At 60.1% G+C, this 25016-nt stretch carries 26 protein-coding genes and 1 tRNA gene; 16 read left to right on the forward strand and 11 right to left on the reverse strand.

Features of this window, described 5'->3' with window-relative positions; translation table 11 throughout:
- Positions 1–70 precede the first annotated feature (70 nt).
- From rpsT to K1X75_14455, 4 genes are all read left to right on the forward strand, one after another.
- Complete coding sequence (gene rpsT, locus K1X75_14440; protein MBX7059261.1) at positions 71–358, forward strand: 30S ribosomal protein S20; 288 nt, start codon at positions 71–73, stop codon at positions 356–358.
- 45 nt (positions 359–403) lie between these two features.
- Positions 404–476, forward strand: a tRNA-Val gene (locus tag K1X75_14445).
- An 83-nt stretch (positions 477–559) separates the two neighbouring features.
- Entirely contained in the window at positions 560–1855 is a 1296-nt protein-coding gene (gene hisD / locus K1X75_14450; protein MBX7059262.1) for a histidinol dehydrogenase, read from the forward strand.
- Positions 1856–1867: 12 nt separating this feature from the next.
- On the forward strand, positions 1868–2803 hold the full coding sequence (locus K1X75_14455) for a DUF72 domain-containing protein (GenBank protein MBX7059263.1): 936 nt from the start codon (positions 1868–1870) through the stop codon (positions 2801–2803).
- On the opposite strand, the gene K1X75_14460 is transcribed toward K1X75_14455, so the two are convergent.
- The 6 genes from K1X75_14460 to K1X75_14485 form a co-directional block, all read right to left on the reverse strand.
- Positions 2800–3384 (reverse strand): C40 family peptidase, encoded by a 585-nt coding sequence (locus tag K1X75_14460; protein MBX7059264.1) that lies wholly within the window; start codon positions 3382–3384, stop codon positions 2800–2802. The genes K1X75_14455 and K1X75_14460 overlap by 4 nt on opposite strands.
- A 106-nt stretch (positions 3385–3490) precedes the next feature.
- Entirely contained in the window at positions 3491–4315 is an 825-nt protein-coding gene (locus tag K1X75_14465) for a class I SAM-dependent methyltransferase (GenBank protein ID MBX7059265.1), read from the reverse strand.
- Complete coding sequence (locus K1X75_14470) at positions 4312–4983, reverse strand: J domain-containing protein (GenBank protein ID MBX7059266.1); 672 nt, start codon at positions 4981–4983, stop codon at positions 4312–4314. The genes K1X75_14465 and K1X75_14470 overlap by 4 nt, the downstream gene beginning before the upstream one ends.
- A gap of 43 nt (positions 4984–5026) precedes the next feature.
- Positions 5027–6604: a hypothetical protein gene (locus K1X75_14475; GenBank protein MBX7059267.1), complete on the reverse strand. Its 1578-nt coding sequence runs from the start codon at positions 6602–6604 to the stop codon at positions 5027–5029.
- A gap of 4 nt (positions 6605–6608) precedes the next feature.
- Positions 6609–6950: an STAS domain-containing protein gene (locus K1X75_14480; GenBank protein ID MBX7059268.1), complete on the reverse strand. Its 342-nt coding sequence runs from the start codon at positions 6948–6950 to the stop codon at positions 6609–6611.
- A 58-nt stretch (positions 6951–7008) separates the two neighbouring features.
- Positions 7009–7230 carry a hypothetical protein gene (locus tag K1X75_14485; GenBank protein ID MBX7059269.1) on the reverse strand — a complete coding sequence of 74 codons (222 nt, stop codon included), beginning with the start codon at positions 7228–7230 and terminating at the stop codon, positions 7009–7011.
- Positions 7231–7313: 83 nt separating this feature from the next.
- Here K1X75_14485 and K1X75_14490 point away from each other — a divergent pair, with 83 nt between their 5' ends.
- The 7 genes from K1X75_14490 to K1X75_14520 all read left to right on the forward strand — a co-directional run bounded on the left by K1X75_14490 (position 7314) and on the right by K1X75_14520 (position 14305).
- Entirely contained in the window at positions 7314–7994 is a 681-nt protein-coding gene (locus tag K1X75_14490; protein MBX7059270.1) for a hypothetical protein, read from the forward strand.
- Between the two features lie 97 nt (positions 7995–8091).
- Complete coding sequence (locus K1X75_14495; protein MBX7059271.1) at positions 8092–9042, forward strand: transporter substrate-binding domain-containing protein; 951 nt, start codon at positions 8092–8094, stop codon at positions 9040–9042.
- Complete coding sequence (locus tag K1X75_14500; GenBank protein ID MBX7059272.1) at positions 9042–10616, forward strand: hypothetical protein; 1575 nt, start codon at positions 9042–9044, stop codon at positions 10614–10616. The genes K1X75_14495 and K1X75_14500 overlap by 1 nt, the downstream gene beginning before the upstream one ends.
- A 95-nt stretch (positions 10617–10711) precedes the next feature.
- Positions 10712–12235 (forward strand): SpoIIE family protein phosphatase, encoded by a 1524-nt coding sequence (locus K1X75_14505; GenBank protein ID MBX7059273.1) that lies wholly within the window; start codon positions 10712–10714, stop codon positions 12233–12235.
- Positions 12236–12255: 20 nt separating this feature from the next.
- On the forward strand, positions 12256–12741 hold the full coding sequence (locus tag K1X75_14510) for a hypothetical protein (GenBank protein ID MBX7059274.1): 486 nt from the start codon (positions 12256–12258) through the stop codon (positions 12739–12741).
- Positions 12738–13106, forward strand: a complete 369-nt coding sequence (locus tag K1X75_14515) for a hypothetical protein (GenBank protein ID MBX7059275.1) — start codon at positions 12738–12740, stop codon at positions 13104–13106. Before K1X75_14510 ends, K1X75_14515 begins: the two co-directional genes overlap by 4 nt.
- Positions 13106–14305, forward strand: a complete 1200-nt coding sequence (locus K1X75_14520) for a SpoIIE family protein phosphatase (GenBank protein ID MBX7059276.1) — start codon at positions 13106–13108, stop codon at positions 14303–14305. Before K1X75_14515 ends, K1X75_14520 begins: the two co-directional genes overlap by 1 nt.
- Before the next feature lie 4 nt (positions 14306–14309).
- Here K1X75_14520 and K1X75_14525 read toward each other — a convergent pair whose 3' ends face one another.
- Positions 14310–14738: a CopD family protein gene (locus K1X75_14525; protein ID MBX7059277.1), complete on the reverse strand. Its 429-nt coding sequence runs from the start codon at positions 14736–14738 to the stop codon at positions 14310–14312.
- 77 nt (positions 14739–14815) lie between these two features.
- Here K1X75_14525 and K1X75_14530 point away from each other — a divergent pair, with 77 nt between their 5' ends.
- Positions 14816–15235 carry a pyridoxamine 5'-phosphate oxidase family protein gene (locus tag K1X75_14530; protein ID MBX7059278.1) on the forward strand — a complete coding sequence of 140 codons (420 nt, stop codon included), beginning with the start codon at positions 14816–14818 and terminating at the stop codon, positions 15233–15235.
- The gene (locus K1X75_14535) at positions 15232–15732 is read left to right on the forward strand and encodes an NYN domain-containing protein (GenBank protein MBX7059279.1); all 501 of its coding nucleotides are present in this window, start codon (positions 15232–15234) and stop codon (positions 15730–15732) included. Before K1X75_14530 ends, K1X75_14535 begins: the two co-directional genes overlap by 4 nt.
- Before the next feature lie 18 nt (positions 15733–15750).
- Here K1X75_14535 and K1X75_14540 read toward each other — a convergent pair whose 3' ends face one another.
- Genes K1X75_14540 through K1X75_14550 form a run of 3 tightly spaced genes read right to left on the reverse strand, consistent with a single transcriptional unit; the run spans position 15751 to position 19354 of the window.
- The gene (locus K1X75_14540; protein MBX7059280.1) at positions 15751–16527 is read right to left on the reverse strand and encodes a hypothetical protein; all 777 of its coding nucleotides are present in this window, start codon (positions 16525–16527) and stop codon (positions 15751–15753) included.
- Positions 16524–18479, reverse strand: coding sequence for a hypothetical protein (locus K1X75_14545; GenBank protein ID MBX7059281.1), 1956 nt, complete (start codon positions 18477–18479; stop codon positions 16524–16526). The genes K1X75_14540 and K1X75_14545 overlap by 4 nt, the downstream gene beginning before the upstream one ends.
- Positions 18476–19354, reverse strand: coding sequence for an AAA family ATPase (locus tag K1X75_14550; GenBank protein ID MBX7059282.1), 879 nt, complete (start codon positions 19352–19354; stop codon positions 18476–18478). Before K1X75_14550 ends, K1X75_14545 begins: the two co-directional genes overlap by 4 nt.
- An 84-nt stretch (positions 19355–19438) precedes the next feature.
- On the opposite strand from K1X75_14550, the gene K1X75_14555 reads away from it, so the two are divergent.
- Positions 19439–20362: a hypothetical protein gene (locus K1X75_14555; protein MBX7059283.1), complete on the forward strand. Its 924-nt coding sequence runs from the start codon at positions 19439–19441 to the stop codon at positions 20360–20362.
- A 12-nt stretch (positions 20363–20374) separates the two neighbouring features.
- Here K1X75_14555 and K1X75_14560 read toward each other — a convergent pair whose 3' ends face one another.
- A complete protein-coding gene (locus K1X75_14560) occupies positions 20375–21895 on the reverse strand; it encodes a leucyl aminopeptidase family protein (GenBank protein MBX7059284.1) in 1521 nt (506 codons plus the stop codon).
- A gap of 166 nt (positions 21896–22061) precedes the next feature.
- Between K1X75_14560 and K1X75_14565 the strand changes: the two genes are divergently transcribed.
- Positions 22062–22475, forward strand: a complete 414-nt coding sequence (locus tag K1X75_14565) for a hypothetical protein (protein ID MBX7059285.1) — start codon at positions 22062–22064, stop codon at positions 22473–22475.
- Between the two features lie 42 nt (positions 22476–22517).
- Positions 22518–25004 carry a hypothetical protein gene (locus K1X75_14570; GenBank protein ID MBX7059286.1) on the forward strand — a complete coding sequence of 829 codons (2487 nt, stop codon included), beginning with the start codon at positions 22518–22520 and terminating at the stop codon, positions 25002–25004.
- Positions 25005–25016 lie beyond the last annotated feature (12 nt).

Below are 25016 nucleotides of genomic sequence, written 5' to 3' on the forward strand. Positions count from 1 at the left end.
CGCAGCCTTTGCTTGACCTTGCAGGCCCTGCCCGAACTCTGACCTTTGATTCCAGGTCAGGCAGCGATCCGTGGCAAATATCAAGTCATCCAAGAAAGACATCCGGCGTATCAAGCGCCGTCATGCATTGAACACCAGCCAGCGTTCCCGTTTGCGTACGCTGGATAAGAAAATCCGTCGGCTGGCCGGCGAAGGCCTGCTCGATGAAGCCAGGCTGGCGCTTCGCGAATACAGCGGCGCGCTGGACCGCGCCGGTCGGCGTAACTTAATCCATCCTTCGCAAGCCAGCCGCCGTAAAAGCCGCATGCAGCTGTTTTTGAATCGCAGCGCCGCCGAGGCTGCGCCTGCGGCAGGCTGAAAAGTCGAACTCATATCGCGAAGCATCGCGAATCATTGAGAAAAAGGGCGATTAGCTCAGCTGGGAGAGCGCCTGCCTTACAAGCAGGATGTCGGCAGTTCGATCCTGTCATCGCCCACAAGAAGGCCGCGCGTCGATTGCGATGCGCGGCCTTTTCTTTTTGAATGGCGGCGCCAGCGCTGCAGGCGCCCGCTGACACACATGTTGCGCATCTATCGCGATTCCGAGCTCAGCATCGCCGACCGCCAGCAGTTGATGCAGCGAGCATCCATGGCGGATCAGGCTGCTGTCCAGCGCGTCGAAGCCATTGTTGATGGCGTGCTGCAACGCGGCGCAGCTGCGGTACGCGAATTTGCTGAGGAATTTGATGGCGGGGCGCCTGAAACGCTGCTGCTCGATGCCACGCAAATTGCCAGCGGCGGCCAGCAACTCTCAGCGGAACTGCGCGAGGCTTTTGGACAGGCCTACCAGAACATCAAGCGCTATCACCAAATGCAGCGCGAAGCGCTGCGCGATCAGGAGCAGGAAATTGACGGCGCCCGTCTGGGATTCCGTTACCAGCCAGTGGAGAGCGCCGGGATCTACGTTCCTGGCGGTCGCGCCCGTTATCCATCCTCGGTGCTGATGGGCGTTACGCCGGCGCAATTGGCGGGAGTACAGCGTATTGTCGTAATCACGCCGGCGGCGTCGGACGGCGCCGTGGATCCGGCGGTGCTCTACTGCGCCAGCCTGGCCGGCGCCACAGAACTTCTGCGCGTCGGCGGAGCGCATGGCATTGCCGCAGCGGCGGCCGGCGTTGGCGGGCGTCGCGTCCGCGTCATTTCCGGACCAGGCAATCGTTACGTGACGGCGGCCAAGGCGCTGCTGGCAGCGCGCGGATTGGTGCGCATCGACATGCCGGCCGGACCCAGCGAGGTCGTCGTAGTTGCCGATCGCAGCGCTCGTCCTGAATTTGTGGCCGCAGATCTGCTCAGTCAGGCGGAACACGGCGAAGATAGCCCGGCCGTGTTGCTGACCGACTCCAGCGAACTGGCGCAGGAAGTGGACCGCGCCATTCAGCGCGGCCTGGAGCAGCGCCCCCAGCGGCGCGCGATGAAGGAGCGATCCATCCGCGAACATTCCTTTGCCGTCGTTTTTGCTTCGATCGATCGGGCGCTGGAATTTGCTAACGAGTATGCGGCCGAGCATCTTGAGCTCTGCACCAGCGATCCGGAAGGCGATTTGCAACGGGTGCACAATGCCGGCAGCATTTTTGTGGGACACTACGCGCCAGTGGCGCTTGGCGATTATTACAGCGGCACAAACCATGTGTTGCCAACTGGCGGCGCAGCTCACGCTTATTCCGGACTTGGCGTGGAGTTCTACATGAAGCGCCTCAGCTACCAGATCCCTACAAAGGAAAGCTTGCGGCGGGCTCTGGATCCGATTCTCAAGATGAGCGCTCACGAAGGCTTCGATCAAGAGCACGGCAACAGCGTTGCTGTTCGCTTTCGCTGAGCGCGGAAGGCTATGGACTACGGTCGCCTTGCGTCACTGGAGGGCGTTGACTTTCGCTTCCCGGCGGACGACCCCGCTAACGCCGGCCGCGTGGCCCAGGCAGTCGCCGGCCGCGACGCCGCGCCCGCTCGGCCCGCGCAACTCTTCTGCGGTCCGCCCATCTGGAACCACGTCGGATTTGCAGGAAAGGTCTATCCGACAGGGTCCAGGCGCAGCGAGTTCCTGCGGCATTTCTCCGAGGCCTTCAATTCTATTGAGTTGAATCCGACCTACTACGGCGTAGATGTCCTCAAGCTGCAGTCCTGGGCCAGGCAGGTTCGCCCGGGCTTTGTGTTTGCGCCCAAGTTCCCGCGCCAGGCTACCCACGATGCAATGCTGGAGGGCGTGGAACGAGAGACTGAAGCATTCTATGCCGCCGTTCGCCAACTGGGCGCCGCGCTGGGGCCGCTGTTTGCCGTGCTCCATCCGCGCTTTGAACCGCAGCATTTGCCGCGCCTGCAGCGCCTGCTGGCGAGCCTGCCCGACGATCTGGAAGCGGCCATCGAGTTTCGGCATCCAAAGTGGTTCAGCGATGCGGGGGCGTGGCGCGAGGCCATTGCCTTGCTCCGACAGACGCGCGCCATGACGGTGATTACCGATTCAGCCGGTCGGCGCGATGCTGTGCATCAAAGCTTGAGCACGACAGCGGTATTCATCCGCTTTCTGGCCAACAACCTGCACCCTACAGATGCCTTGCGAGTGGAGCGCTGGATCATCAGGCTATCCGAATGGATTGAGATTGGATTGAAGCGAATCTACTTCTACGTCCACCAACCAAGCGAACCCCTGGCGGTGGAACTGATCGAGCAATTGATTCGCGGATTGGGCCAGCGTTTTGGTCCGCAGCGGCTGCAACTGCCGAAGCTGCCGCCGCGCTATGATGAGGGCGAACAAAGGCTGCTGTTCTAATCGGGCTGCGTACGGAAAGTGCGCGCGCCAGCAAATCGCTCCTGCCAGTAGTTTGCGTTCAAATCGGCGAATTCTACCTGCCGCCCGGGTCGCGGGGCGTGGACAAACAGGCCGCCGCCAATGTACAGACCGACATGGCTTACCGTTCGACGGTTGATTCGAAAGAAAATCAGGTCGCCAGTGGCGGGCGTCTGTGTCAGTCGCAGCGTCGTATCATCGAATTGATCCTTTGCGCTGCGCGGCAGGTCGTAGCCAAATAGCTTGTAGACGTAGCCGGAAAGTCCGGAGCAATCAAAGCCGCTTTCCGGCGCGCTGCCGCCGGTGCGATAAGCAATTCCAATGTAGCGTCGCGCATAGGAGGCGATCAGCTCGCCGCGCTGTTCATCGCTGAATAGCTGATCCGGCTGCGGCGCAACTTCTGGCTGAGTTGAATCACGCTGGGCGAAATCGAGCAAGGCGCGGGCATCGACGGGCGGCTCCGGCATATCCGCCCCCGGCAATTCATCGCCCTGCGGTGCGCCGGTCACGGCGCCGCCCAATATCAATGCCACGCTGATGCAGGCAAAATATCGAAGGCTCATCTGAAGATTAGACGTTGCTGTAGCCATCGGGTTCGGTCCGGCGGGCCTTGCTGAGCTGCCCCTTCCCTGCAATTTCGGTTCTCGGGCCGCAAGCTTTAGCAAGGGCTCAGGGAAGTCGAAGGGCGCTGCCTTCCATCGTATCGCCAAAGGCCCGTGCGTCTGCATACATTCTGTAGAAGGGACGAAAGAAGAGCGCGCCGCGCCAATCGCGAGCGCGTAGCGGATGATAGCTAGCCGGCCGTAGGGCGCCCAGCGTCATCCCGTAAACGTTCAGGGTGCGTTGCAGAGAGCTCGGGGAATAGTCAGCAAAGTGATCGACGGGATGCGTGTCCGCCCACTGTGCGCGCTGCGTACAGAACAGCGGACCGAAGGAAGAAGGAAGTGCAAAGAGCAGCGCGCCGCCCGGCTTCAGAGCCGTCGATAGCCATTGAAACAACTGCCGTTGCTGTGGAAAATGCTCCAGAACGTAAAAAGCGGCAATCACATCATAGCGCTTGGTCGGCGCCGGCAGTTCCAGCAGTCCTGCGTTTTGTACTGATAGCTGCAGCTTCTGGCGAGCATAGCTGGATGCGTAGGTCGAAATTTCTACTCCCTCGGTTTCAAATCCGATGCGTCGAGCTTCATCGAGAAAAAATCCAGCGGCGCAACCGATCTCCAGCAGGCGCGGCGCGGACGCAAGGCGACGGCGCAGCGCTGCACGACCAAGCAGTCGAAGTCGTCGCTGCGCCAGGCGGCGAAGATGTGCTTCGTCTTCCATGTAGCTGCGGCCGTACTGAGTGCGGTACTCTTCAAGAAAGTAGTCCGGGCCGTAGTCCACGCTGCGAGCGTTTTCATAGTAAATGGTTGCAGTCGACTGACCGACGCTGAACTGCGGCGCATCAGATAGCGGCAGGCGTTGTTCGTCGCCGGGATGAAACTCTCGCTGGCTCATGCCGAGAATTCGGCCACAACGGCGCTCGTGAATTCCGCCGGGCACAGCCGCCACTCGTCGCCGCGACGCAGCCAGAGGCCCTCGCGCCAGGGCGCCGGATTGTTGCGCCGCAGGCTCGCTTCATCCATCTGCAGAATCGACTCAAAGCGTACGCGACGATGCAAAGGAATGGCCAGCTTTCCGCGTTGCGCCCGAGCAAAAAGTACAAAACCGATCTCCGAAGCCGGCAGTTCGCCCATCAAAGAGCTGAGCGGATAGATCTCGCCTTGCAGAGAGGCGCAGGGCAAGGGCGGCGCCAGACGCAGTCCTGCTTCCAATCGACTGTGGACGCGGACGATGGCAGATACCGGTATGGCCAGTCCGTGCACCCCATCCTGAATCGTCTGGAAGGAGACGCTGCGCGCCGGACGCGGACTCTCGGAGGCCTCTGGCGGCGCCGATGGCGCGGCCGTTTGCTGCAAGAGCGCCTCGAGATTGCGTGCAGCTCGAATGACGCGCCGGCTCTTCTGTGTGGCCCACTCCACCCGCCCCGGATTGGCATCGGGATGGTAGAGTTTGATCAAACGTTTGAATTGCCGTTTTAATCCGGCGAGGTCGGGCAGCTCGCGAAGTTCAAGCTCGCTGAGCAGCTCGGCGGAGGCAGCTGCCGGCGCAGAATGTACGGCCATCCTTCAGCTGATCGGCAGTTTGCGGGGCTTTTTGTCGAAGTTTTCAGAATCGGCGGCGCCAGAGCCAAGCGGCTTCGAGGTGCTCAATGGCTGGCAGCCTGCGCACCTCCCACTGTCCGGCCTGCGACCAGAGGTATAGATGCAGCAGAGGTTCCCAGCTGTGGTTTGCGTCCAGCAGGAAGCAATCAATCTGCTCATAGCGCTGAATCAGAAAGGCTGCCGGCGATTTGCCGCTTTCCGGATCGACGCCAAAGCGCAGTTTTCCGGGCACAAATTCCAAACGCTCGACGCGAGGATGGTTCCGGCCCAATTCGAAGTAAGGGTCGGGTCGCACGCGCAGATAGACGCGGCGGCATTCGGCGGCCGCTGCGCTTTCGTCCTGCAAGCGTTGCCGGTAGGCCGACGCCAGATGTCGCTGGCTGGCGTGATGGACGTAGTAAGCGCTCAGCGCCGGAAAGAGCAAAAAGGCCAGAGCAGCCGGCGCGACGCGCCAGCTGCCGGTCTCTGCAATCATCGCAGCCAGCAGAATCAAATAGGCGTTGAATTGCAGAGGATACCACATTTCCGAGGCGGCCAAAGTCATGGCAAAGAGCGCCGCACTCATTATGCTGAAGCGCAGCAATTCTGGCGGCCGACGCCAGAATTGCTGCGCCGGAAAACGCAGCAGGTTGCGCCAGGTCAGCGGACGCCCGGCGCCTTCCTTGTGCAGCAGGCGCCAACCCTGCCACAGCCCCAGCGCCAGACTGGCGCCGATCAACAATGCAACCAACATCATGCCCGGTCGGCGCAGCGAATACTGGGCAAGATAGACGACAAATACTCCGCCGGTGTCGCCGCCGCTCCACTGGACAATATCGCTCTTGCGACGAAGCTGAGAGAGAAACTGAACTTGAAACAAGGACCAGTTGCTCAGGATGTAATAAATCCAGGCGCAGGAAGTCAGGAGTGCGCCAATAACCGCCGCCCGCAGCCCGCGCCAGTGCGGCCAGAGCGCTACCACGGCCAGCGGCGCCAGCACGATGGCAATGGGATGACTGCAAGCAGCGCCGCCAATGGCCATTCCGCCCAGCAGCGCATAGCGCAGCGATCGCGGCTGTTCTTGTTCGAGCAGCGCCAGTCGACTGGAACGCAATAGCGCCCACATTGCCGTGAGCGACAGTCCAAGGGCCAGCATGTCCATGCGTGCAGCATTGGCCGAGCGTAGAAACAATGGATCCAGTGCAACGGCGACGCCGGACAATGCTGCCAGCAGCGACGAGCGCAGCAGGTCGCGGGCCAGCATCTGGAAGGCCAGCAGGGTCATGGCGGCAAGTGCTGTGGAAAGCCATCGCGCCGCTTCCAGGCTTTCGCCGCTGAACTGGTAAACGGCGGAAAGTAAGAGCATATACAGCGGAGAATTCCAGAGTGTGGCCTGGTCCATTCCCGGGATCAAGCCGCTGAGCACGCGCGTAGCAAAAGGACCGCCAGCTGCCAGACTGGCCGCAGGACTGGAAAACAAGGCTTCGTCAGGCCAAACAGGCGGCAAAAAGGAAGCTGTAAAATGGCGCCCAAGCAGGAGGGCCGCAATGCTCGGCAAGGCAATGACCAGACTGCGGCGCAGCCCCAGGAGCGCCCCTTTCATCTGGCTAATCCTGAAGCGCCAGCTGGATGGCTTCCGGTTCGCGCAGCGCGCTCTTGAAAAGCTGACCGAGCTCGACTACATCGAGCAGTTTTTGCACTGCCGGCGAAATCTCGCAGAGCACCAGTTGCTTGCGATGCTCGCCCATGAAGCGATAGATGCCCAGCAAAGCGCCAACGCCGGAACTTGAAATATAGGTGACGCGCGCCAGATTGATCACCAGCGGCTGCATATTTTCTTTCAGCCGATTGCGCACCGCGGTCTCCAGCGTATCGCTGCGCGATATGTCAAGACGGCCGCTGAGTTTCAGCACCCATACTCCGCGCGTTTGTTCCCAGGTGGCGTCCATGGCTCTACGGGGGGCAGGGTTACATCGCCGGGCGGGCAACGCGAGAAAAAAAGTCCCGCTATGCTACGCGGCCAGTGTCGCCAGGAGCGGCGGCGATTGGCGCCAGCAGACGCAAGCTTTCGTCATCCAGCCACTGGCGACGCCAGCGATGGCTGTATTCGCGCCAGGCATCGCGCCGCGCTCGGTTGAGGGCCAGCTCCTCCGCAGTACGCTCCGTAAGGCGATGCAGTGCGCCGCCCAGACTGGAGACCCTTCGCCAGTGTTCCAGAGGAGCATCCATTCCGCTTTAAGTATCGACGTCGGCAGCGCCCGGTCCTGAGTGCAATTTGTCGCCCTTGCGCCACACTGGCGGCGTCGCAGGAGATGATTCAATTCGCGCCCGTCTATCGCCGGCTGCTGGAAGCTCGCGGTCCCCTTGGCTGGTGGCCCGGCCGTACGCCTTTCGAAATCATGGTCGGGGCAATTTTGACGCAGAATACCAGCTGGCGGAATGTGGAGCTGGCCATTGCAGAACTCCGCCGTCGCGGCTGGCTGAATCCGCGTCGCATGGCAGCTGCCGATCCAGAGCAGCTTGCCCTCGCAATTCGCAGCTCAGGCTACTACAACCAGAAGGCGCAAAAACTCAAGACCCTCTGTCGCTGGTTTTGGCGATATGGATATTCCACAAGGCGTCTGCAACTGCAGTTCGCCAGTGATCCCGAGCATCGTCTGCGTGCGGAGCTGCTTGCCTTGCGTGGAGTCGGACCAGAGACGGCGGATTCTATACTTTGCTATGCATTGCAGCTGCCTTACTTCGTAGTGGATGCCTACACCATGCGCTGGTTGCGGCGTTACGCGCCACAGACCGGACACTTGCGCTATGAAGAGTTGCGCGTAGCGGTGGAGGGTCAATTTCGGCGCCGATTTGCCGCTGCCGAATTGCCCGGCCACTTCAATGAGTTTCACGCGCAGCTGGTGCATCATGGAGCTCGCGTTTGTACTGCGCGCAATCCAGATTGTGCGCAATGCGTTTTGCGCAAGCGCTGTCGTCGCCAGCTGGAATGATCAGGCGCAGCTTCAGGCCATGTTCGCGGCTGCGCGGCTAATCCGTTCTAAAAAATCCGGTGGACGAGAACATGCCAGCTCGTCCAAAATCCGCAGCATGTTGCGCCCTGCTGGATCGCTGCACGTCGTGCGCAAGCTTTTGTTTCAGGCAATCCTCGTCCTGAGCTTCTCTGCGCTGGTTGCCGCGCCTGAACATTTCTCCGGCGGCGATCAGGAAGCGACGGGCAACGAAGTTGACCAGGATGAGTTTCGCGACCTGAAGCCATTTCCGACGCCCTCGCCGGCGATTCGGCGCATTGCGGCCGCAGGCGAAATTCGCATCGGCCTGCAGCGCGACTACCAGCCCTTCCATATTGAAGACGGGCGTCCCGGCTATCCCGGGATCGATCCCGAATTTGCTGAAGCGCTTGCCGGGGCGATGAATGTTCGTCTGCGCTACGAGTTCTCCGACGTGGCGACTTTGATGCGCATGCTGCAGGACGGTCGCATCGATGCGGCCTTTGGCGGCATCTCCAGCAGCCCGGAGCGCGCCCGCTACGTACGTTTCAGCGATCCCTATTTGGTCTCCGGGCCGGCGGCCTTGCTTTCCAGGCGCAGCCTGCCGGCAGAATCGGAATCAGTGGAGTTTTCACGCGTGCGCCTGCGCAGTGTCGGCGACCTGGCGACCCTGGAATCGCTGAACGTGGCAGTGCGACGCGGAACGACAACAGAGCAGTTCTTGAATATGGAAGCTTCGCTCCATCGACATCGCCTGCATAGCTTTACGGCGCGCGAAGACGCTTTGACCGCCCTGCTGGACTCTCAGGTTGACGCCCTGGCGGCCGACCGCCTTTATCTGCAGGCTCTGCTGCTACGGCGACCGGAGCTGCTGGGCCGATTTCTGCCCCTACTTGAACTTTACCGGGAGGAGCATCTGTGCATCGTCCTGGCCCAAGGCGATCCGGAGTTTGCCAGCTACTTGAATTTCTTTTTGCGAGAAATGCGGCGCACGGGCGCACAAGCGGCAATCCAGCGTCGCTACCTTGAAAATCGCGAGTGGATCCCTTGATGGGCTCAGGCGCCTTGACCGCCCGATGGCAACGCATTGCCGCGGCGCTTGCCCTCTGGCTGACCTTTGCCTCATTGGCCGCCGAAGGCGCCGGGCAAAGCGAGGATTCGGAGCGGTTGCAATACAATGGCGAGGTCTTTGCGCGGGGATTTGTTCTAACCCGTGATTTGCCGGCCGCCGGGTCGGCAAACGGCGCGGGGGGTTTGCGTGCGCCGCAGAGCTACGCTGAATACATTCGCTGCAACATTTCTCCGGAGCTCTGCAAGCAATCGCCACAGCGAGAATCTCAAGATTACTATGGCATGCGCTTGCGCCTCGACGCCAGTTTTCGCGCCAGCGATTACGTGGACGCGTTGTTTGGCATCGAAGTTGGCGAATTTGTTTTTGGTCGGGAGCAGAGTCGCAGCGGGCCGGGATCTGGCGGTCGCGGCGAAGGCGCATCCAATCTGGAGACGCGGCGTCTGCTGCTGCGCGCACATGATCGCGAGAATTTGCGCGTCCTGGATATTGGCGTCTTTTCTTTCAGTACTCCGGGGGGTCTCGTGCTGGCGCGCAGCGGCGCCGGGGCCCGCTTCTACCTGGATCCAGATCTTGCCGACCTCAGCCTCGACACGGTTTACTTCCGGGCTGTCGACTCCTCGCAGATTGATGGCGATTCTAACGGCTTTTCCGACCGAAACTTCGCGGACATTGACATTGCGGCGTTTCGTCTGCGCTACAGCGGCCTGCGCTGGATTCGACCGGAGCTTTATGCAGTCTACCGTAACGATGGCGACCTTTCCCGGGAGGATCCGCTGCAAACGGATGCCGAACGTTCTCGCGTTTACTGGGCCGGACTGTACGCACAGTTTCAGCGCGATTGGTTCGAGGCCACCCTTCATGGCGTCGGCAACTGGGGGCGATTTGAGCGACCTTTGAGTGAAAACCCTCGATTGATTCGTATCGCCGTAGATCGCTCCGATCCGCTTTCAGCGCCGCTGGCCTCCGCTCTACAGGCGCCGATTCAGAAGCAGTACCGGATCAATGCTGGCGCCTGGCAAATTGAGATCGCGGCGCGTATCTTCGATCAACTTCGTCTGGCGCTGGTGAGTACCGGCGCCAGCGGCCGGCCCGAAGGCGATCAGGAACCAGACGGCAGTTCGCCGGCCTACCGCGCGGATCAATTTCGCACCGCCGGCTCGTCCTATCAGTTTTCAGAAATCGCAATCGATGATTCCGGCGGCTACTCCTTGTTTGTTTCGGGACGACTGACCGGGGTTGCTGCGGAGGGCATCCGGATTCGCTATCGACCGCTGGAGCAGCTGGAGATCAAGCTGGCCTACTATCGCCTGCGCAGCATCCATCCAATTACGCTGCGCTACAATTCGAACTACAATTTTCTCCAGCTGCGATCGCCCAGCTCCTTTCTGGGGGAGGAAAGCAACCTGCGCTTGCAGTACGACATATTTCGCGACTTGAAGCTCTTTGCGAGTTTTGCCTGGTTCAATGCCGCCGCCGGCTACAAGAGTCTGGCCGACGCCCGTTATGGAGATTATCTGGCCGAAGCTCAATTTGGCGTGACACAAGAGTTCTGATTTTGACGGTCGCCCGCCGGAGCCCGGGCCGGATGAAATAATTCTTGAAATCGGAGAGAACCCATCCCGACCTTCGGTTGGCAGTGTGGTCAGCGATGAACAGGTTATTCCGCATACAGGGGAAAATCCTGGTTCTGGCCCTGATTGTTGGCGCCCTGAGCGCCGGCATGGTGGCGGCTGCAGCGCTCACTCGTTCGCGTTCGGTGCTCGTCGATAAGACTCTCGAGGTTTGCCGGAATCTATCGGTGAACATTTCTCGCGCCGCGCGCGAGGAACTGTTGCTCGATACGATTTATGATAATACGCGCGCCGCTGTCAGCGGACTCAGCGATCGCGACGGTCGTATCGAGGGACTTGCGGCCTCCTTTGTGATCAATCGCGAGGGCCTGATCGTTGCCCATACCGATCCGGCCCGCCTTGGCGGACGGGTCAGCGCAGGCGAACTGCAGAACTGGCGGGGTCTCGAATCGCTAACCCAGAGCGAAGTACGAGCGGATGGCAAGGCCTACCTGCGCTTTGCACAACCCATTCGAATTCCATTTGAGAACCGATCCTACTGGGTTGGGGCCGCTATTTTTGATTTTGACCGGGATACGATCTACGCGCCTGTCTTCCGCATCCAGCGCGACATCATTCTTCTGGCGGCGCTGGCGCTGATTCTGGCGGCGGCAATCAGCTATGCCCTGGCCCGCCGACTTTCGCGACCAATTGTTGATCTTGCCGGGGCCGCCGACCGCATTGGCCGGGGCGACTTCAGCGTCCGCCTCAAAGCCACGGGACGCGATGAAATTGCGACGTTGACCGAGGTCTTCAACTCAATGTCGGTGCGCTTGAAAGCCAGCGAAGCGCAACGCGCTCAGCAGGCGGCAATGAAGCGCGAGTTTGAAATTGCCCGCGGCATCCAGATGGGCTTGCTGCCTGCCAACGGCGATTATGGTCCCTACTATTTCCAGGGTTTGATGCGCACTGCGGACGAGGTCGGCGGCGACTACTTTGACTGCATTCCACACGGCGCGGGTCGCGATCGCGGCTGGTGGTTTATCATTGGCGATGTCTCCGGCCACGGACTGTCCGCCGGACTGACCATGTTGATGGCGCAAACAGCGCTCCATGCCGCCCTGCTGCACGATGCAAAACTCGATCCGGCCCGGGCTTACGAGGTCGTCAACCGTACGCTCTACCGAAACCTGAATCTCCTGCAGCAAAACCGCTACATGACCGCCGCCTTCTACCGCGCGGACTCCGCTGGACGCTTTCGTGGCGCCGGCTTGCATCTTGACGCGCTGATCTGGCGCAAACGCAGCCACAAGGTGGAAAGCGCGCAGACCGATGGACTCTGGCTTGGCGTGGAACCGGACCTGCGCGGAATTCTCCGTCCGCTGCGCTTTCAGTTGCAATCTGGCGACGCCGTTCTGTTGTACACGGATGGTCTGGTGGAAGCCGCCAGTCCCTCGGGCGAGCTGTTTGGGGATGAGCGCCTGATCGCAGCCGTAGCCGAATTTGGCGATCTGCCCGAAGAGCAATTTTGTAAGCGACTGAATTCCGCACTCGAAAAATTTACGGGCGGGGCGGCGCTGGCAGACGATGTAAGTTTTGCCTTTGTGCGGCGCAGGAAGTAGCAGCAGGAGTAGATTGAGTCATGTCCTTTTCGCTTAAGATTGAGCCGGAATGGAACGTAATCAAGAGGATCAAAGAAATGATCCTGAAAGACGAGGCCGTCGCCGCCTATGGCAAGGATTTTCAGGAACAGGCGTTGCTGGCGGCGATTGAGCTGGTTGAGAATGGACTCAAATACTCCGATGGTCCTCAGGCCTTTCCCGTTGATTTTCGTTTTGAAATGAGCAAAGAGCAATGCTTGATTGAAGTTCGCAACCGCACCAGCAGCGAGCTGCATCGCCAGGCGCTGCGCGAGACTTTGGACAAGATGCGCAGCGGAGATCCATTCGAGATGTATGTGGAACGTCTGGAGCAGGTCAAGCACCGGCCGGACGGCTTCAGTCGTATGGGATTGATTCGAATCATTTACGAAGCGGAGTTTGAGCTGTCGGCCGATATCCAGGGCGACCAGATAGTGATGCGCGCCGTTCGGAAGCTTGAGCCTCAGGGCACAGTCGGGAAAGAATGAAGCTGAAGAATCTGGCCATTGACGAGTTTTCAGTCGAGCCCTCCGTGGAGGAGGGGCGGATGAATCTGCATTTTCGCGGGGCGATCCACGCTGCGCAGCCGGAAGAGTTTCTATCGCCGTACCTGGACCGGGCTCTGGAAGAAGCAAGCGAGGGCAAACTACGTTTGGTCTGCGACTTCCGTGAGCTGGAGTACATGAATTCGGCCAGTATTCCGCCGCTGATCCACCTTCTGCGGCGCATGGCCGAACTGCAGGTAGAGGGCGAGTTTATCTATGACGCATCGAGAAAGGTTCAGACGGCTTCCTTTCGCGCCCTTGATGTGATTGCACGGAAGTCAGAGTTCACCAGCGTTCGGGGAGTTTGATGGAATTGCCCGGCGTCGATCAACTGTGGCAGCTTTCGCCAGCAGCGCAGCTGATCATTGATCGGGAGTTTGTTCGCGAGGCGAATGCGGCGGCGCTGACCATGCTGGGAATGCGGCGCGAAGACTTGATCGACGCCAGCGATTGGAGCGAACGATTGTTTGGCGACCTGGAGCAATCCTATCGGTTCTCCCGGTTCTTGTATGGCGATCGGCGGCAGAAGCATCTCGACCTGCACTTACGCCGCGGTGCGCTCCGTCACGTCCGCGTATTCTGCACTACGCTGGAAGAAGGCGAACTGTTTCACCTTGCCCTGCAAGATATTACGGACCTGCTGGAGGATGCTCAAGTTTATCAGGCCGGCTACGATGAGTTCTTGAAAGTAACTACCGAGCTGGAAAAGGCGCTGAAGGTTATCGAGCGGCAGAACGAATTGCTGGAGCGGCAGAAGCACACCCTGGAAAGCGAGCTGTCTATCGCGCACAATGTTCAGGTGCAACTGGTCGCCGAGGAGTTCTCCCGATTCACAACGGTGCGAATCGCCGGCCACTACGCCACCATGGCTGATCTGGGCGGAGACACCTGGGAATTCTACGAGGAGGACGGCGAGTTCTATGGCGTCATCGGCGATGTCATGGGCCACGGCGTCGCCGCCAGCCTGATTGGAATTGCCGCCAAAACGCTGTTCAAGCAGGGATTCGCGGAGACGGCGCGCAACAAAACCGATCTTGCGCGTTTGACCGGCTCGCTCAATAAAGAGCTGAATGAGATTACCCGGGGAAATTACTATGTGACAGCTTGCATGCTGCACATCAGTCCGAACGGTCGCATGGAGTACCTGACCTGCGGACATCCGCCTTTTTTCATCGTACGGCGCAAAGCCGGCCTCGGCGAGCAGGTCTTTACGTCGCAGCCAATGCTTGGCATCTTTCATCCGGTAGAATTTGTAAGCGAAGTCGTCCAGTTGCATCCCGGCGACCGCGTGCTGATGTATACTGACTGCCTGCTGGAAAGTATGGACCCATCCGGAAATCCGCTGAAGCTTGAAGAAGTTACGGATATGATCCGCTATGCGCCCAACGTAAATGTGGAAGAAGCGCTGCAGCGCGTGCTGGAGTTCCGCCGGGCGCACGCTCAGACTGCGGAACTCCCCGACGATCTGGCCCTCGCCTTGCTGGAACTTCCGCCCGGCGGCGGCTGATCGCCTAAAACGGTTTGAAAACTGCGAGCAGTACGATTGCAATCAAAAGCAGCGTCGGAACCTCATTCAACACTCGAAACTGGCGCGAAGTGAAGCGTTCGCCGGCTTCCAGGCGTTGGCGATAGCGGCCGGCCAGATATTGCAGGAAAAATAGGCCGCCAATCAATGCGAGCTTAGACCAGATCCAGAGCGAAGTTGCGTAAGCTTGCCAGCGCATGGCAAACAGGCCAATGCCAAAGACAAGTGTGGCAATAGAGGCTGGAGTAAGAATGATGCGATGCAGCTTGCGCGCCATGACCTGCAGCGTGGCAATCGTCTCTGGCGACTCGCTTTCCGCCTGGTAAACAAAGAGCCGCCAGATGTAAAACATGCCAGCAAACCACGCCACGAAAGCAATGATGTGCAGGGCTTTGAGAGTCAGCAGCAGTCCGATCACCGGAGCAGCTCTTTTCTGGCGAGGATCGCCTGCAAGCGGATTGCCGCGGGACGAAGCAGATCTTACTCTGACCTATGGTCCAGCTGGATGAAGAGGCTGCGGCATTCCTGGCCTCACAGCGCGTCCTCTCGCTGGCCGCCGCCAGCGGCGCCGGACCCGTGGTCTGCAATTGCTTCTACGCCCTGCGGCCGGAAAAGGCGCGCTTGATCTTCTGTCCACAAAATGAGCCGCGCATGGTCGAAGAACTGGCGCGCAGCCCGGCGGCGTCTGCTGCCATTTTTCTCGAAGCGAATGAGCAATCGCCGCTACGCGGTGTACAGACTACCGGCCGGGTCGCTCCAGCCAGCGCTGCTGATATCGAACTCTACTATGCTTCCTTCCCCTATGCCCGCGAAGCCGGACAGACGCTCTGGCGCCTGGACATGGACTGGCTGCGCTTTGCAAACGATCCCCCGCTACTGGAGGAAAGCCGCCGCTGGAGCCGCGCCCAATGATTCTGATTATTGATGGTTTCAATTTGATCTATAAGGTCTCAGATCTCGAGGACTGCATGCACCGCGGCGATCTGGAAGCGGCTATGCAGGGTCTAATCGCTTTGCTGCGTCGAGCCAATATAGCCCTGGAAGCAAAATACCAATGGCGCATCTTTTTTGACGGCAAGCGGCGACGCGGCGATGAAACGCGCCAGATCGACGAAGCCGGTCTTCAGGTCTACTTCAGCCACGATCTTTCTGCGGATTTTCTCATTCAGCAATTTGTCCGCCAGTATTCTACTCCTGCCGACCTGAAGGTGGTCAGCAGCGACAAGAAGCTCCAGGAATCGCTGCGCAAGTTCAAGGTGCGGCGGCAGAGCTCAGAGGAATTTGCCGCCTGGTTGCAGGGCGTACTCGAGGCCGGCGTCCCGGCGGCGCCGGAAAAGCCGGAACGGGCGCCCGACGCTGCGGAAGTCGACTACTGGCGGCGCATGTTCTCCCGCCGTTCGCAAAGCTGAATGCATCAAGATGCTGGCTCAAGCCTGGGAATCGGGCTCGGCCATCCGCAGGCGATCGTACCAATCATTTTCAATGATCCGGATCGTTTCCAGAATCAGTCGATCCTGTCCGCTGGACAGAGACAGAAACAAATCGTAGCCGCCGCGCAGAATGCTCTCGCCATATTCCAGCCCGGCGCGCTCGCGGTCGCTGTACAGCTGGGGATGCGCCAGCATCACGGCGCGCGAACTCGACATGATGTCCAGGGTGGAGCGCAACAACTGGACATTGGCCAGCGCTTCAAACAGGGCCATGGTCTCTTTCTGGAAGCGGCGCACCCGCGCTTCCGGTATGGAGCGAATCAAGTCAGCAACTCGCTGTCGGTCGAGCAAATCGCCGCTGTCCCAGCCGCGCTCGGTTGCTTTCCTGGCCAGCTCGCGCTCCAGGGCCTCGCTCTCCAGATACGCTTCCAGAGTATGGTAGGCTGCTTTCAGCGCAGTACTGATCATCCTGCCCATCTTGAAAACAGTAAAAATGGTTCCGCCAACAAGCGGCACAAGTTTACGCGGCGATTTTAGAACGCTGCCCAGATTCTGAAAGGCCTGGTCGCGCGTCATCCTTCGATCCGCCGGAGGATACACGCGATCCAGAAAGAACTCGCGCAGGCGATCAATTACCTCATCGGAGGCTTCGGCCACGCTGCGAAAGCGACGAACATTTGCTACTGTATAGCGATCGTGCAGTTCGATCCAGTAGGCGGCAGTTACGGCATCGCGCAGCGATTCGGCGTTGCTTTGCAGTGTGTCGCTGCTCACCAGATGTAGTCTCCCGCTTCATCGCGTCGCTCGCGCGAATCCAGGACGTGGAAGCGCCGTATCCGGCCAAGGCGCACCGGGCTGACCTGTGCCAGCGGTATGTGAACTACTTTCTGCCCCAGCCGGGCAGCAATTTGCGTCAATCGTCTGGAAGGCGCCCTCGCCGAAAGGTGAACTACGGCGCGACGTTCGTTGTATTCGATAGCGGCGGCCAGCAGTCGATCCGCCGGTCGCGTAAATTCGGCATAGGAAGGGTCGGACCAGATATCGTGGAGCCTTCCGGGCGGGTGCGTAAGCATCAGTCCGCCATAGCGGCTCTGCAGTATGCCAGGTCCGACAATGCGGCGGGCGGGGTCGCTTGCAAAAAATGCCATATCGCTTTCGCCGCTGTGCTCGCCCCACCAGACGACGCGCCACGGATGCTCGTCTTCGTCCTCATTGAAGATAATCACGACCGCGCCGGCATCCGCTGCGCGCTGGTGCGCGTCCTTGACAAAGATTCGACCCAGATGAAGATTGCGAATCGTTTCGCGATAGTCGATCCCGTCCATCAAGCTGGAGCTGAATGGCAGCGTTCGCGACTCCAGCCCGCGCAACAGGGCGCTGGCGCTCTTCTGCAGGGTGCGGCCAAAATCTTCAATGACCACATCTTCCGGAGGATAAGAACACATTCCGCCGCGCGACGCCTCGCGCCATTGTCCCGGATATCGTTCGCGCTCGAATCTGCGTTTCAGCCGCTGCGGAGCATCGCGCTTCTTGCGTTTGATCGGCAGCCGAAAGCGAATCATTCGACTGTCGCGAAATAGCTCTTCCAGCGTGATCTCGCGTTCCGGGAGACGATTGCCGCGCAAGGGCGGAAGGACGTTCATCACATCGTAAAAAACGCGGGCGAAGTTATCGCCGCCAAAACCGCGGGCGGCCATTAACAGGCGGTAGGCCGAAGGCAGCACGTCGCCTTCCAGCAGACTCCAGTTACGAGCAAATCGAAAGAAGAGCTTTTCGCGCTGCGGCGGCGTCAGTTCGCCGCTATCCCTGTCGTAGCGTTCCACGACGTCGCGGTACAGTCGCCGCTGTAGCGTCTGTCGACGAAAGCGCAATACCTGTTGTAGACCGCGGCGTGCAAACAGCCACGCTGTGTTGAAGTAGCCGGGTTGTACCAGCGAGGCCGCTGATTTTCGGGCAAGGGCCGAGATCGTTGGCGCCAGTTGAGCCCCGCCCTCGCTCATTCGCTGCTGGCTGGAAAGCATTGCCTCCAGCGGCTCCTCCTCCAATACGCGATCGGGGGCCAACGCTGCAACGCGCAAACGCTCGACCTCAAAGGGGCCGTCCTCCATTTGAAAGAAGCGGCGCACTCCGCGAAGGTGACGCATTCCACAAACCAGCAGCAGCGGCCTTCGTTCGCTCAAGGTGTCGCCATAAACCTGCGCAAGGTTTCGCAACTCGGCGGCCATCTGGATTTCGCGCAGTTCATCAATCGCCTGGACTTCCTCCCCGCCGGGATGTAACTGCTGCACGGCAGCATAGGCCTCCCACATTGCCGGCGGCATCATTGCCTCCGATGCTGCAACTGTGTCCGGAAACGACTCGCCGATCCAGGCCAGCAGCCGGTCGTGAAAAAAATCTATGGGGTGGATGGGCAGGCCAGCGTCTTTGGCCGAACGCAGGGCTTCAACCAGCGGTTCCAGCGGTTCCAGGATAAAATGCAGCGGCGGCCGTTCTTCAGTCTGCTCCAGGGTGACGACCGGAATCTGGTCGGCGTGTTCGAGCGCTGCATCGATGGCTGGCCACATCAATTCCGGAATTTCGATGGCCAGCGCGTATGGCGGCGCCTGGAGAAACAGACGACGGAGCAGGGTTGTAAACTCCACCGCGCCATGCACAATCGGCAACGCGCGCAGGCCGCTGGCCAGCGGCACTGTCAGCGACTGATAGAGCAGTTCCGGTTCGTTCACTGCAGATAGCGCAGGGCATCGTCGCCGAGTACGCCCATCACCGAATCGTGCATCAGTCCGCGCAACTGCGAAGGCTCGCTGCGCAGGACTTCGCCCAGCGACTCCGGCGTCGCCGGCAGTTCTTCCCGTTGACGGCGGGCGACGCCAAGCTTCAAGGCCATGCGCGTGATGTTGATGCCGTCGCGAACGGAGTAAGGCTCGTCGCTGGAATGAGCGCGTTGCAAAAAATCGACAACGTAGCGCACCAGCTCTTCGGGCGCATAGGGCATCTGGGCGCGGAGTATTTCCAGTTCCTCGTCGGCGTCGGCAAAGTCGATATAGATTTGCGGCTGCAGGCGACTCTGGATATACTCCGGGACTTCGTAGGTGGAAGCATCCTCATTCATCGTAGCGCAAAAACGAAATTCAGGATGCGCCTTTACTTTTACGCCAGCTACAATGGACTCAATGTAGCGACGATGATCGAGCAGGGGCGCCAGGGAAGCCCAGGACTTTTCACCCATCCGGTTTCCTTCGTCCAGCACAGCGACTCCGCCAGCGACCATGGCACTGACCAGCGCCGAGGCGACGTACTTGATTCGTCCGTTCTCGCCAAGTACCGGCGTGATCAGCAGATCTTCCGGTCGGGTATCCATAGTGGCCTGAAAGATGTAAACTGGACGTTGCAACTCCGCCGCCGCCGCACAGGCCAGAGTTGTTTTGCCAACGCCAGGGCGGCCAATCAAACGTGGATTCAGCGGCAAGTCCTCGGGATGCACCTGCATCCAGCAGGCCAGCAGCTGGTGCAGCACATCGCGATTGCCCACCCATTCGGCGCGGATCTCGTCAGGTCGTCCCAGTTCGATGGAAACGCCGTCAACCAGAAGGGAGTGCATCACTGGCAGGACGCCCTTGCCCCAGGGGCCCGTCAATTTGGATTGTCCTTTCAAGCCCTGGGCCGACGGGCCGCCATGTAGAAAATGGTCGCCCCTGAACCAACGGAGCTCTATCGCCGAGCAGCATGGCGTCTGCGCAGTGAAAAACTGGAGCTTGGCTTTCTGCCTGGACCGGGCGGTCGTTTGATTTCATTGCGCTTCGAGGGCATGGAGTTGCTCTACGCTGATCTGGATCTGCAGCAGATATCTCCTGCTGATACGCTTCGAGCTTACGACAATGGCGGCTTTCCCTTGTGGGGCGGCGACAAGACCTGGGTAGCCCCGCAGGCGGCGTGGCCAGGTTCGCGTCCGTTGCGCGATCTGGATGGCGGCGAATACAGAAGGATCGAGAGCAAGGACTCCTTTATCCTTGAAAGCGCGCCTTGCTCTGAAACCGGCCTGCAAGTTCGACGGGAGTTCAGGCTGCAAGCCAATGTGGCGCATCTTGAGGAAAGCATTGTCAATTGCAGCGGCCATGTGCGTGCGCTTGGCGTCTGGAATGTCAGCCAATTTCTGCGACCAGCTCTGGTGTTCGTGGCGGTTGAACCGCAGCAGCTGATCGCCCATGCCAATGAGGGGCAGTCTGTACAGTTGCTCTCGCAGCGAGTGCGCGCTGCGGCGTCCGGATGGTCGCAAATCGACTGTCAAAGTCCGGCCCATTTCAAGTACGGCGCAGTGACCGGCGCAGCGCCGCTCTACGCCCTGCTCATCCGCCAGCACAAGTGCGTTGGCGTGGAGCGAAGTTCGGCGGCCTTGCCCGGCGCCCGTTTTGCCCACGGCGCCGATGTGGAAATATACAACTCTCCAGATCGCAACTATCTGGAGCTGGAGCGCCACAGCGCGATGGTCGATCTGGCGCCGGGGGAATGCATCCGTCTTGCACAGCGCTGGCGCTTTTGCAGCGCGCAGGCCGACGATGATCTGCCGGCCCTGCTGGCCCGATTCCAGGCCATGGCTTCGCTGGCCTGAGCGCTGTTACGCTTACGGCAGATCGAGTAGAAAACGCAACAGCGCCTTGACTGCGATTCCGGTGGCGCGGTCATCTTCCGTCATATCGCCGCCAGCGATATCCAGGTGCAGCAACGGCTGCTGTTCTTTGATTCCGCTCATCACGAAGGCGGCCGCGGTTTGTGCGCCGCGATTCTTTCCTTTCTGGACATTGCTAATGTCCGCGCCATCCAGCTTGCTGGCAATATCTTCGAAGTCTTCTTCAACCACATCCAGGGCGAAGCAGGGATCGCCGGCCAGTTCAGCGGCCTGTTCAAAGCGGTCGCGCCATGATCGCTGACGCGACATCAGTGCGATAGCGGGACCAACAGCGCGAGCCGCTGCTCCCGTCAAAGTCGCGATGGTCACAATCAATTCCGGTTGTTCGCGCTCCGCCATTGTCACGGCATCAATGAGCGTAAGTCTTCCCTCGGCGTCGGTGTGGCGAATCTCGACCTTCTTGCCGCAGGCCGTATCGACAATAGAATCAGGCACCATAGCGTCGGAATCTATCATGTTCGGCGTGGCGGCGCAGAAAGCGTGCAATTCCAGACCCTCGACTTTAAGCTCGGCCACAGCGCGCAGCACCGCCAGCGCTGTGGCGCCCCCGGTCATGTCGGCCTTCATCGAATTCATGTAGTCGTCAGGCTTTACCTGATAACCGCCGGTATCAAAAATAACGCCTTTGCCTACGAGAGCAATGCGATGCTTTACAGTTCCAGAAGGTCGATAGATACAATGAATCCATCGCGGCGGATCGCTTTGCAACGAACCGCGCGCCACGGTATAGAAGCAGGGCATGTTGGTCTTGATCCACGGCAGATCTTCCTGAATCCGCGCTTCGACGTCGAAGGCTGCTAGAGCCCGCGCTTCCTCCGCCAGAGAGCTCGTGCGTTTGGCATTGGCTGGCATGTTCACCAGGTCCATGGCCAGGCTGCGCGCCCGGAGCGTCGCTGTCAGTTCCGCAGCCAGCTGTTTGCTTCGCGTCGGCGTCAGCGAGCTCGACACAAACTGCAGGCGCTCGACGGCAGGTCCGGGTTTGCGCGTTTCGCGAGATCGATAACAAAATTGGTGCACCGCTGCCGCCGCCGCCAGCCACAGCGCCGGAAGTCGGGGGTCTTCGGGTCCAAAGGGCAAATCAATGAAAACAGAACCAATCTTCTCCTGATGCACCGCATTGCGCAGTACGCGAGCTATCGAAGCCTCAACGCGATGGTAGCGAAGCTTTGCCTCGGGACCCAGACCGATGGTCAGCGAGCGCAGGTCTCGTTGGCCGGCCCCGGCAAGGTTCAGGGCGACGTGCTTGCCCTGCTCTCCACAGAAGCGCTCGTCGGCCAGCAGTTCCAGAATGGGCGTAGCGCTGGCTGTGGCCAATCGCTGCAGCGCATCGCTGGCGGCCAGCACAGGCTTGTCTTCTTCATTTGCAGCCGCTGCCTGCAGGCTCAAGCAGATCCACAAATCCGCGCGCTGCGGGACGCTGGAAAGAAATTCAATCTGGAATTCGGCCGCTGCCATAGATGCCATCGCTCCTGTTTGTTGCTCGGTCGCAGACCAGATCATCCAGGCGCGCCGCCTTTGCAAGGGCCAAATCAGTGACAAAAAAAGAAATGACCTTCCCGGGGAAACATGCTTCTGCTGTGAACCGGCCTGTCCGGCCGGCCGTCTACTCTGGAGAGTTGCAATGCGACGACTGCTTTCCGTACTGCTGCTTGGCCTGACGCCGATCTCGCTGGTCGCGCTGCCGCCAATGATGCCGCTGGCGGAGCGCTTTCAGAATGCGGATGTAGTTGTCCTTGCCCGGCTGGCCGGCGGCGAGACGCGACCCTTCAGTGAAGTCAGTCAACATGCCAGCGTCTCTTTGCAAATTGAAGAACGACTGAAGGGCGACGTTGCCAACCAGGTCTGGCTCTACTTCATGGTCTTTCCCTATTCCTATGAACGGCACCTCCGACAAGTTCCGCCGGATGGACGCTACTTTGTCTTTTTGCGGCGCAGCGCAGACGGCGCTCTATTGCCGATTGATCCGCGTCCTTTTGCCTTTGCACAATTCTCCGATGATACCCTGGCTCAACTGCGCAGCCTGGCCGGTCGCTAGCGCTTCTGCTGTTGCAGCGCCTCGAATTTACTGGAGCATCACATGAACAAAAACGTTCGCAAAGCTATCGTCTGGGCCGCACTGGTCCTGCTCTCGACAGCGGCCCTGATCCTGGCGCCCGGATACATGGCCCAGGAACGATTTGATCCAGCCAGCGTTCAGCCGGCGGATTGCCGCAATGGTCGATTTCGCTGCGGCTATCAGCCGCTCCCGGTCGATCGTTTTGCTGCCATCGAACTTTCAGAGCAAACGCAGGTTTCGCATCGCGGCCTGCCATCCAGCGTCGACCTCAGTTCAGGAATGCCCCCTGTTGGAAACCAGGGACAGCAGGGCAGTTGCGTGGCCTGGTCAACAACCTATTACACAAAATCCTTTCATGAGAATGCAGAACGCAGCTGGGGCTTTGATGCTCCGGTCAGCGGCGGACAGGGCGCGCACATTTTTTCGCCAGCCTGGACGTACAACCAGATCAATGGCGGTCGCGATGAGGGATCGGTAATCAATAGCGCAATGAATTTGATGGTCCAGCGCGGCGCCGCCAGCTGGAAAACGATGCCCTACCGCGACAGCGACTACCGTACGCAACCCGGAGCGGCTGCACGTCAGGAAGCCGGCAGTTATCGAGCGCGCAGCTATCGCGCGATCGGCGGAACGGATCTCAATGCCATCAAGGCCGAACTGGCTGCCGGCAATCCAGTGAACTTCGGCATCGCCGTCGACGAAAACTTCTACAGTCTTCAGGCTCAGGTTTACGATCGTCGCGGCGGACAGAACTACGGCGGCCACGCCATGACTCTGGTCGGTTACGATGATAGCAAGCGATCGCCTGCGGGCCATGTCGGCGCCTTTAAGTTGATCAATTCGTGGGGTAACCAGTGGGGCGATCGCGGTTTCGGGTGGATCTCCTACCGTATGTGGCAGCAGCTCCAGCCGCAAGTGCTGGTAATGTACGATGTCCGCGAATCGCAGCCGCAGCCTCAACCCCAGCCGCAACCTTCTCCCGCGGAATCGGAAGGCGAGGGTCGGCTCAATCCGCCAGCCGGCTTTACGGCAAGCAAGGGCAGCTTCACGGATCGGGTTGAGCTGCGCTGGTCCGCTGTGCAGGGCGCTACGGTGTACGTCCTTTTCCGTGCGCCGTCCACATCGCCCGATAACTTCCAGCAGCTCGGCTATGCACAGGAATTGTCCTACGCCGACACATCGGTTCAGCCCGGCGTTGCTTATCGCTACGGCATTGTGGCCGCGGCTTCCAACGAAAATTACTCTGATCCTGAGCGCAGCCCGGTTGCGGAAGGTTACGCTGCGTCGCGCCCGGCAGATACAAACGCTCGGCCGGCTAGAGTCGTCGGACTGGAAGGCGAAGCCAGCGGCGCTGCCGTCCGGCTGCAATGGACGGCAACGGCCGGCGCCCAGCGCTATCAGATTGCTCGAAGGGACTCTCGAAATAACAGCTATCGCCTGATCGGCCAGAGTTCGCAAGCCACGCACACGGATCGCGCCGCGGTGGTCGACGCCGAAAACGCCTACATTGTGCGTGCAGTCAACGGCGCCGGGGCCGGTCCATGGAGCTCGGCAACCAGCGTGCGCGTCGCCGGCCAAAATACGCCGCCCTCGGCGCCGCAGGGCGTAGAGGCTTCCAATGGAATCTATTCCGATCACATCGATGTGACCTGGCAAGCTGTGAACGGGGCGCAGAGCTACTACATCTATCGTTACGACTACGACGCGCAGAGCTGGAGCAGCCCGCAGCAGGTGCGCGCCAATCGATTCCGCGATGATAGCGAGGCGATTCAGAGCGGCGGCTGGTACGCCTACACAGTAGCCGCAGCCAATGGCGCCGGCGCCAGCGACTATGCCGAAGCGGCAATTGGACGGGCCAATCCCAATGCCGAACGCGCCGGCAGCGCGCTCCCGCCGCCGGCCAATCTGCGCGCCGACCTGCTTCAACAGCAGCAGCGCGTAACATTGCGCTGGCAGCGGACGCCAGGCGCCAGCTCCTACTATGTTTTCCGGAAAAAGAAAGGGGAGAGTAGATACCAGCAGGTAGCCACGCTGCCAGCCGCACAGACAACTTTCAGCGAAAGGCTGCCGGAGCGCGGCGAACTTTATTTCTATGTAGTACGTTCTAAGCCGGAGCTTGGTCCGGAGTCCGAGGATTCCAATGCCGTAGCCGCTTTCGCTAACGCAGCTCGCGAGCGCGCCACCGAGCGGGCGCTGCCTGGATTCGGCTTCGATCGATTCGAAGGGCAGTGGCGCGGCGAGGCGTGGGACGGGGAAGGGCCGCCGGTTGAAGTCATTCTCATGCTGCGCGGAGACGGCGATCGTTACAGCGGCGAATTCCGCTACGGATCGCAGCCGACCCGCCGATTCCAGGGCGCCTTCGCCTCCGGCGCAACGGCAGTTGAATCGCCAGCTGGCTTGCGTTTGAATCTGCTGGGCGAGCAGGGCGAGGACCTCGCCAGCGTACAAATCCTGAGCGGCAGCCTTTCACAGATGGAGCGCGATTTTACGGTTACGCGCAATCGCTGATTGTGGGGCGCG

This window comes from Leptospirales bacterium, from assembly GCA_019694655.1.
In the GTDB taxonomy this organism is placed as follows: domain Bacteria; phylum Spirochaetota; class Leptospiria; order Leptospirales; family Leptonemataceae; genus SSF53.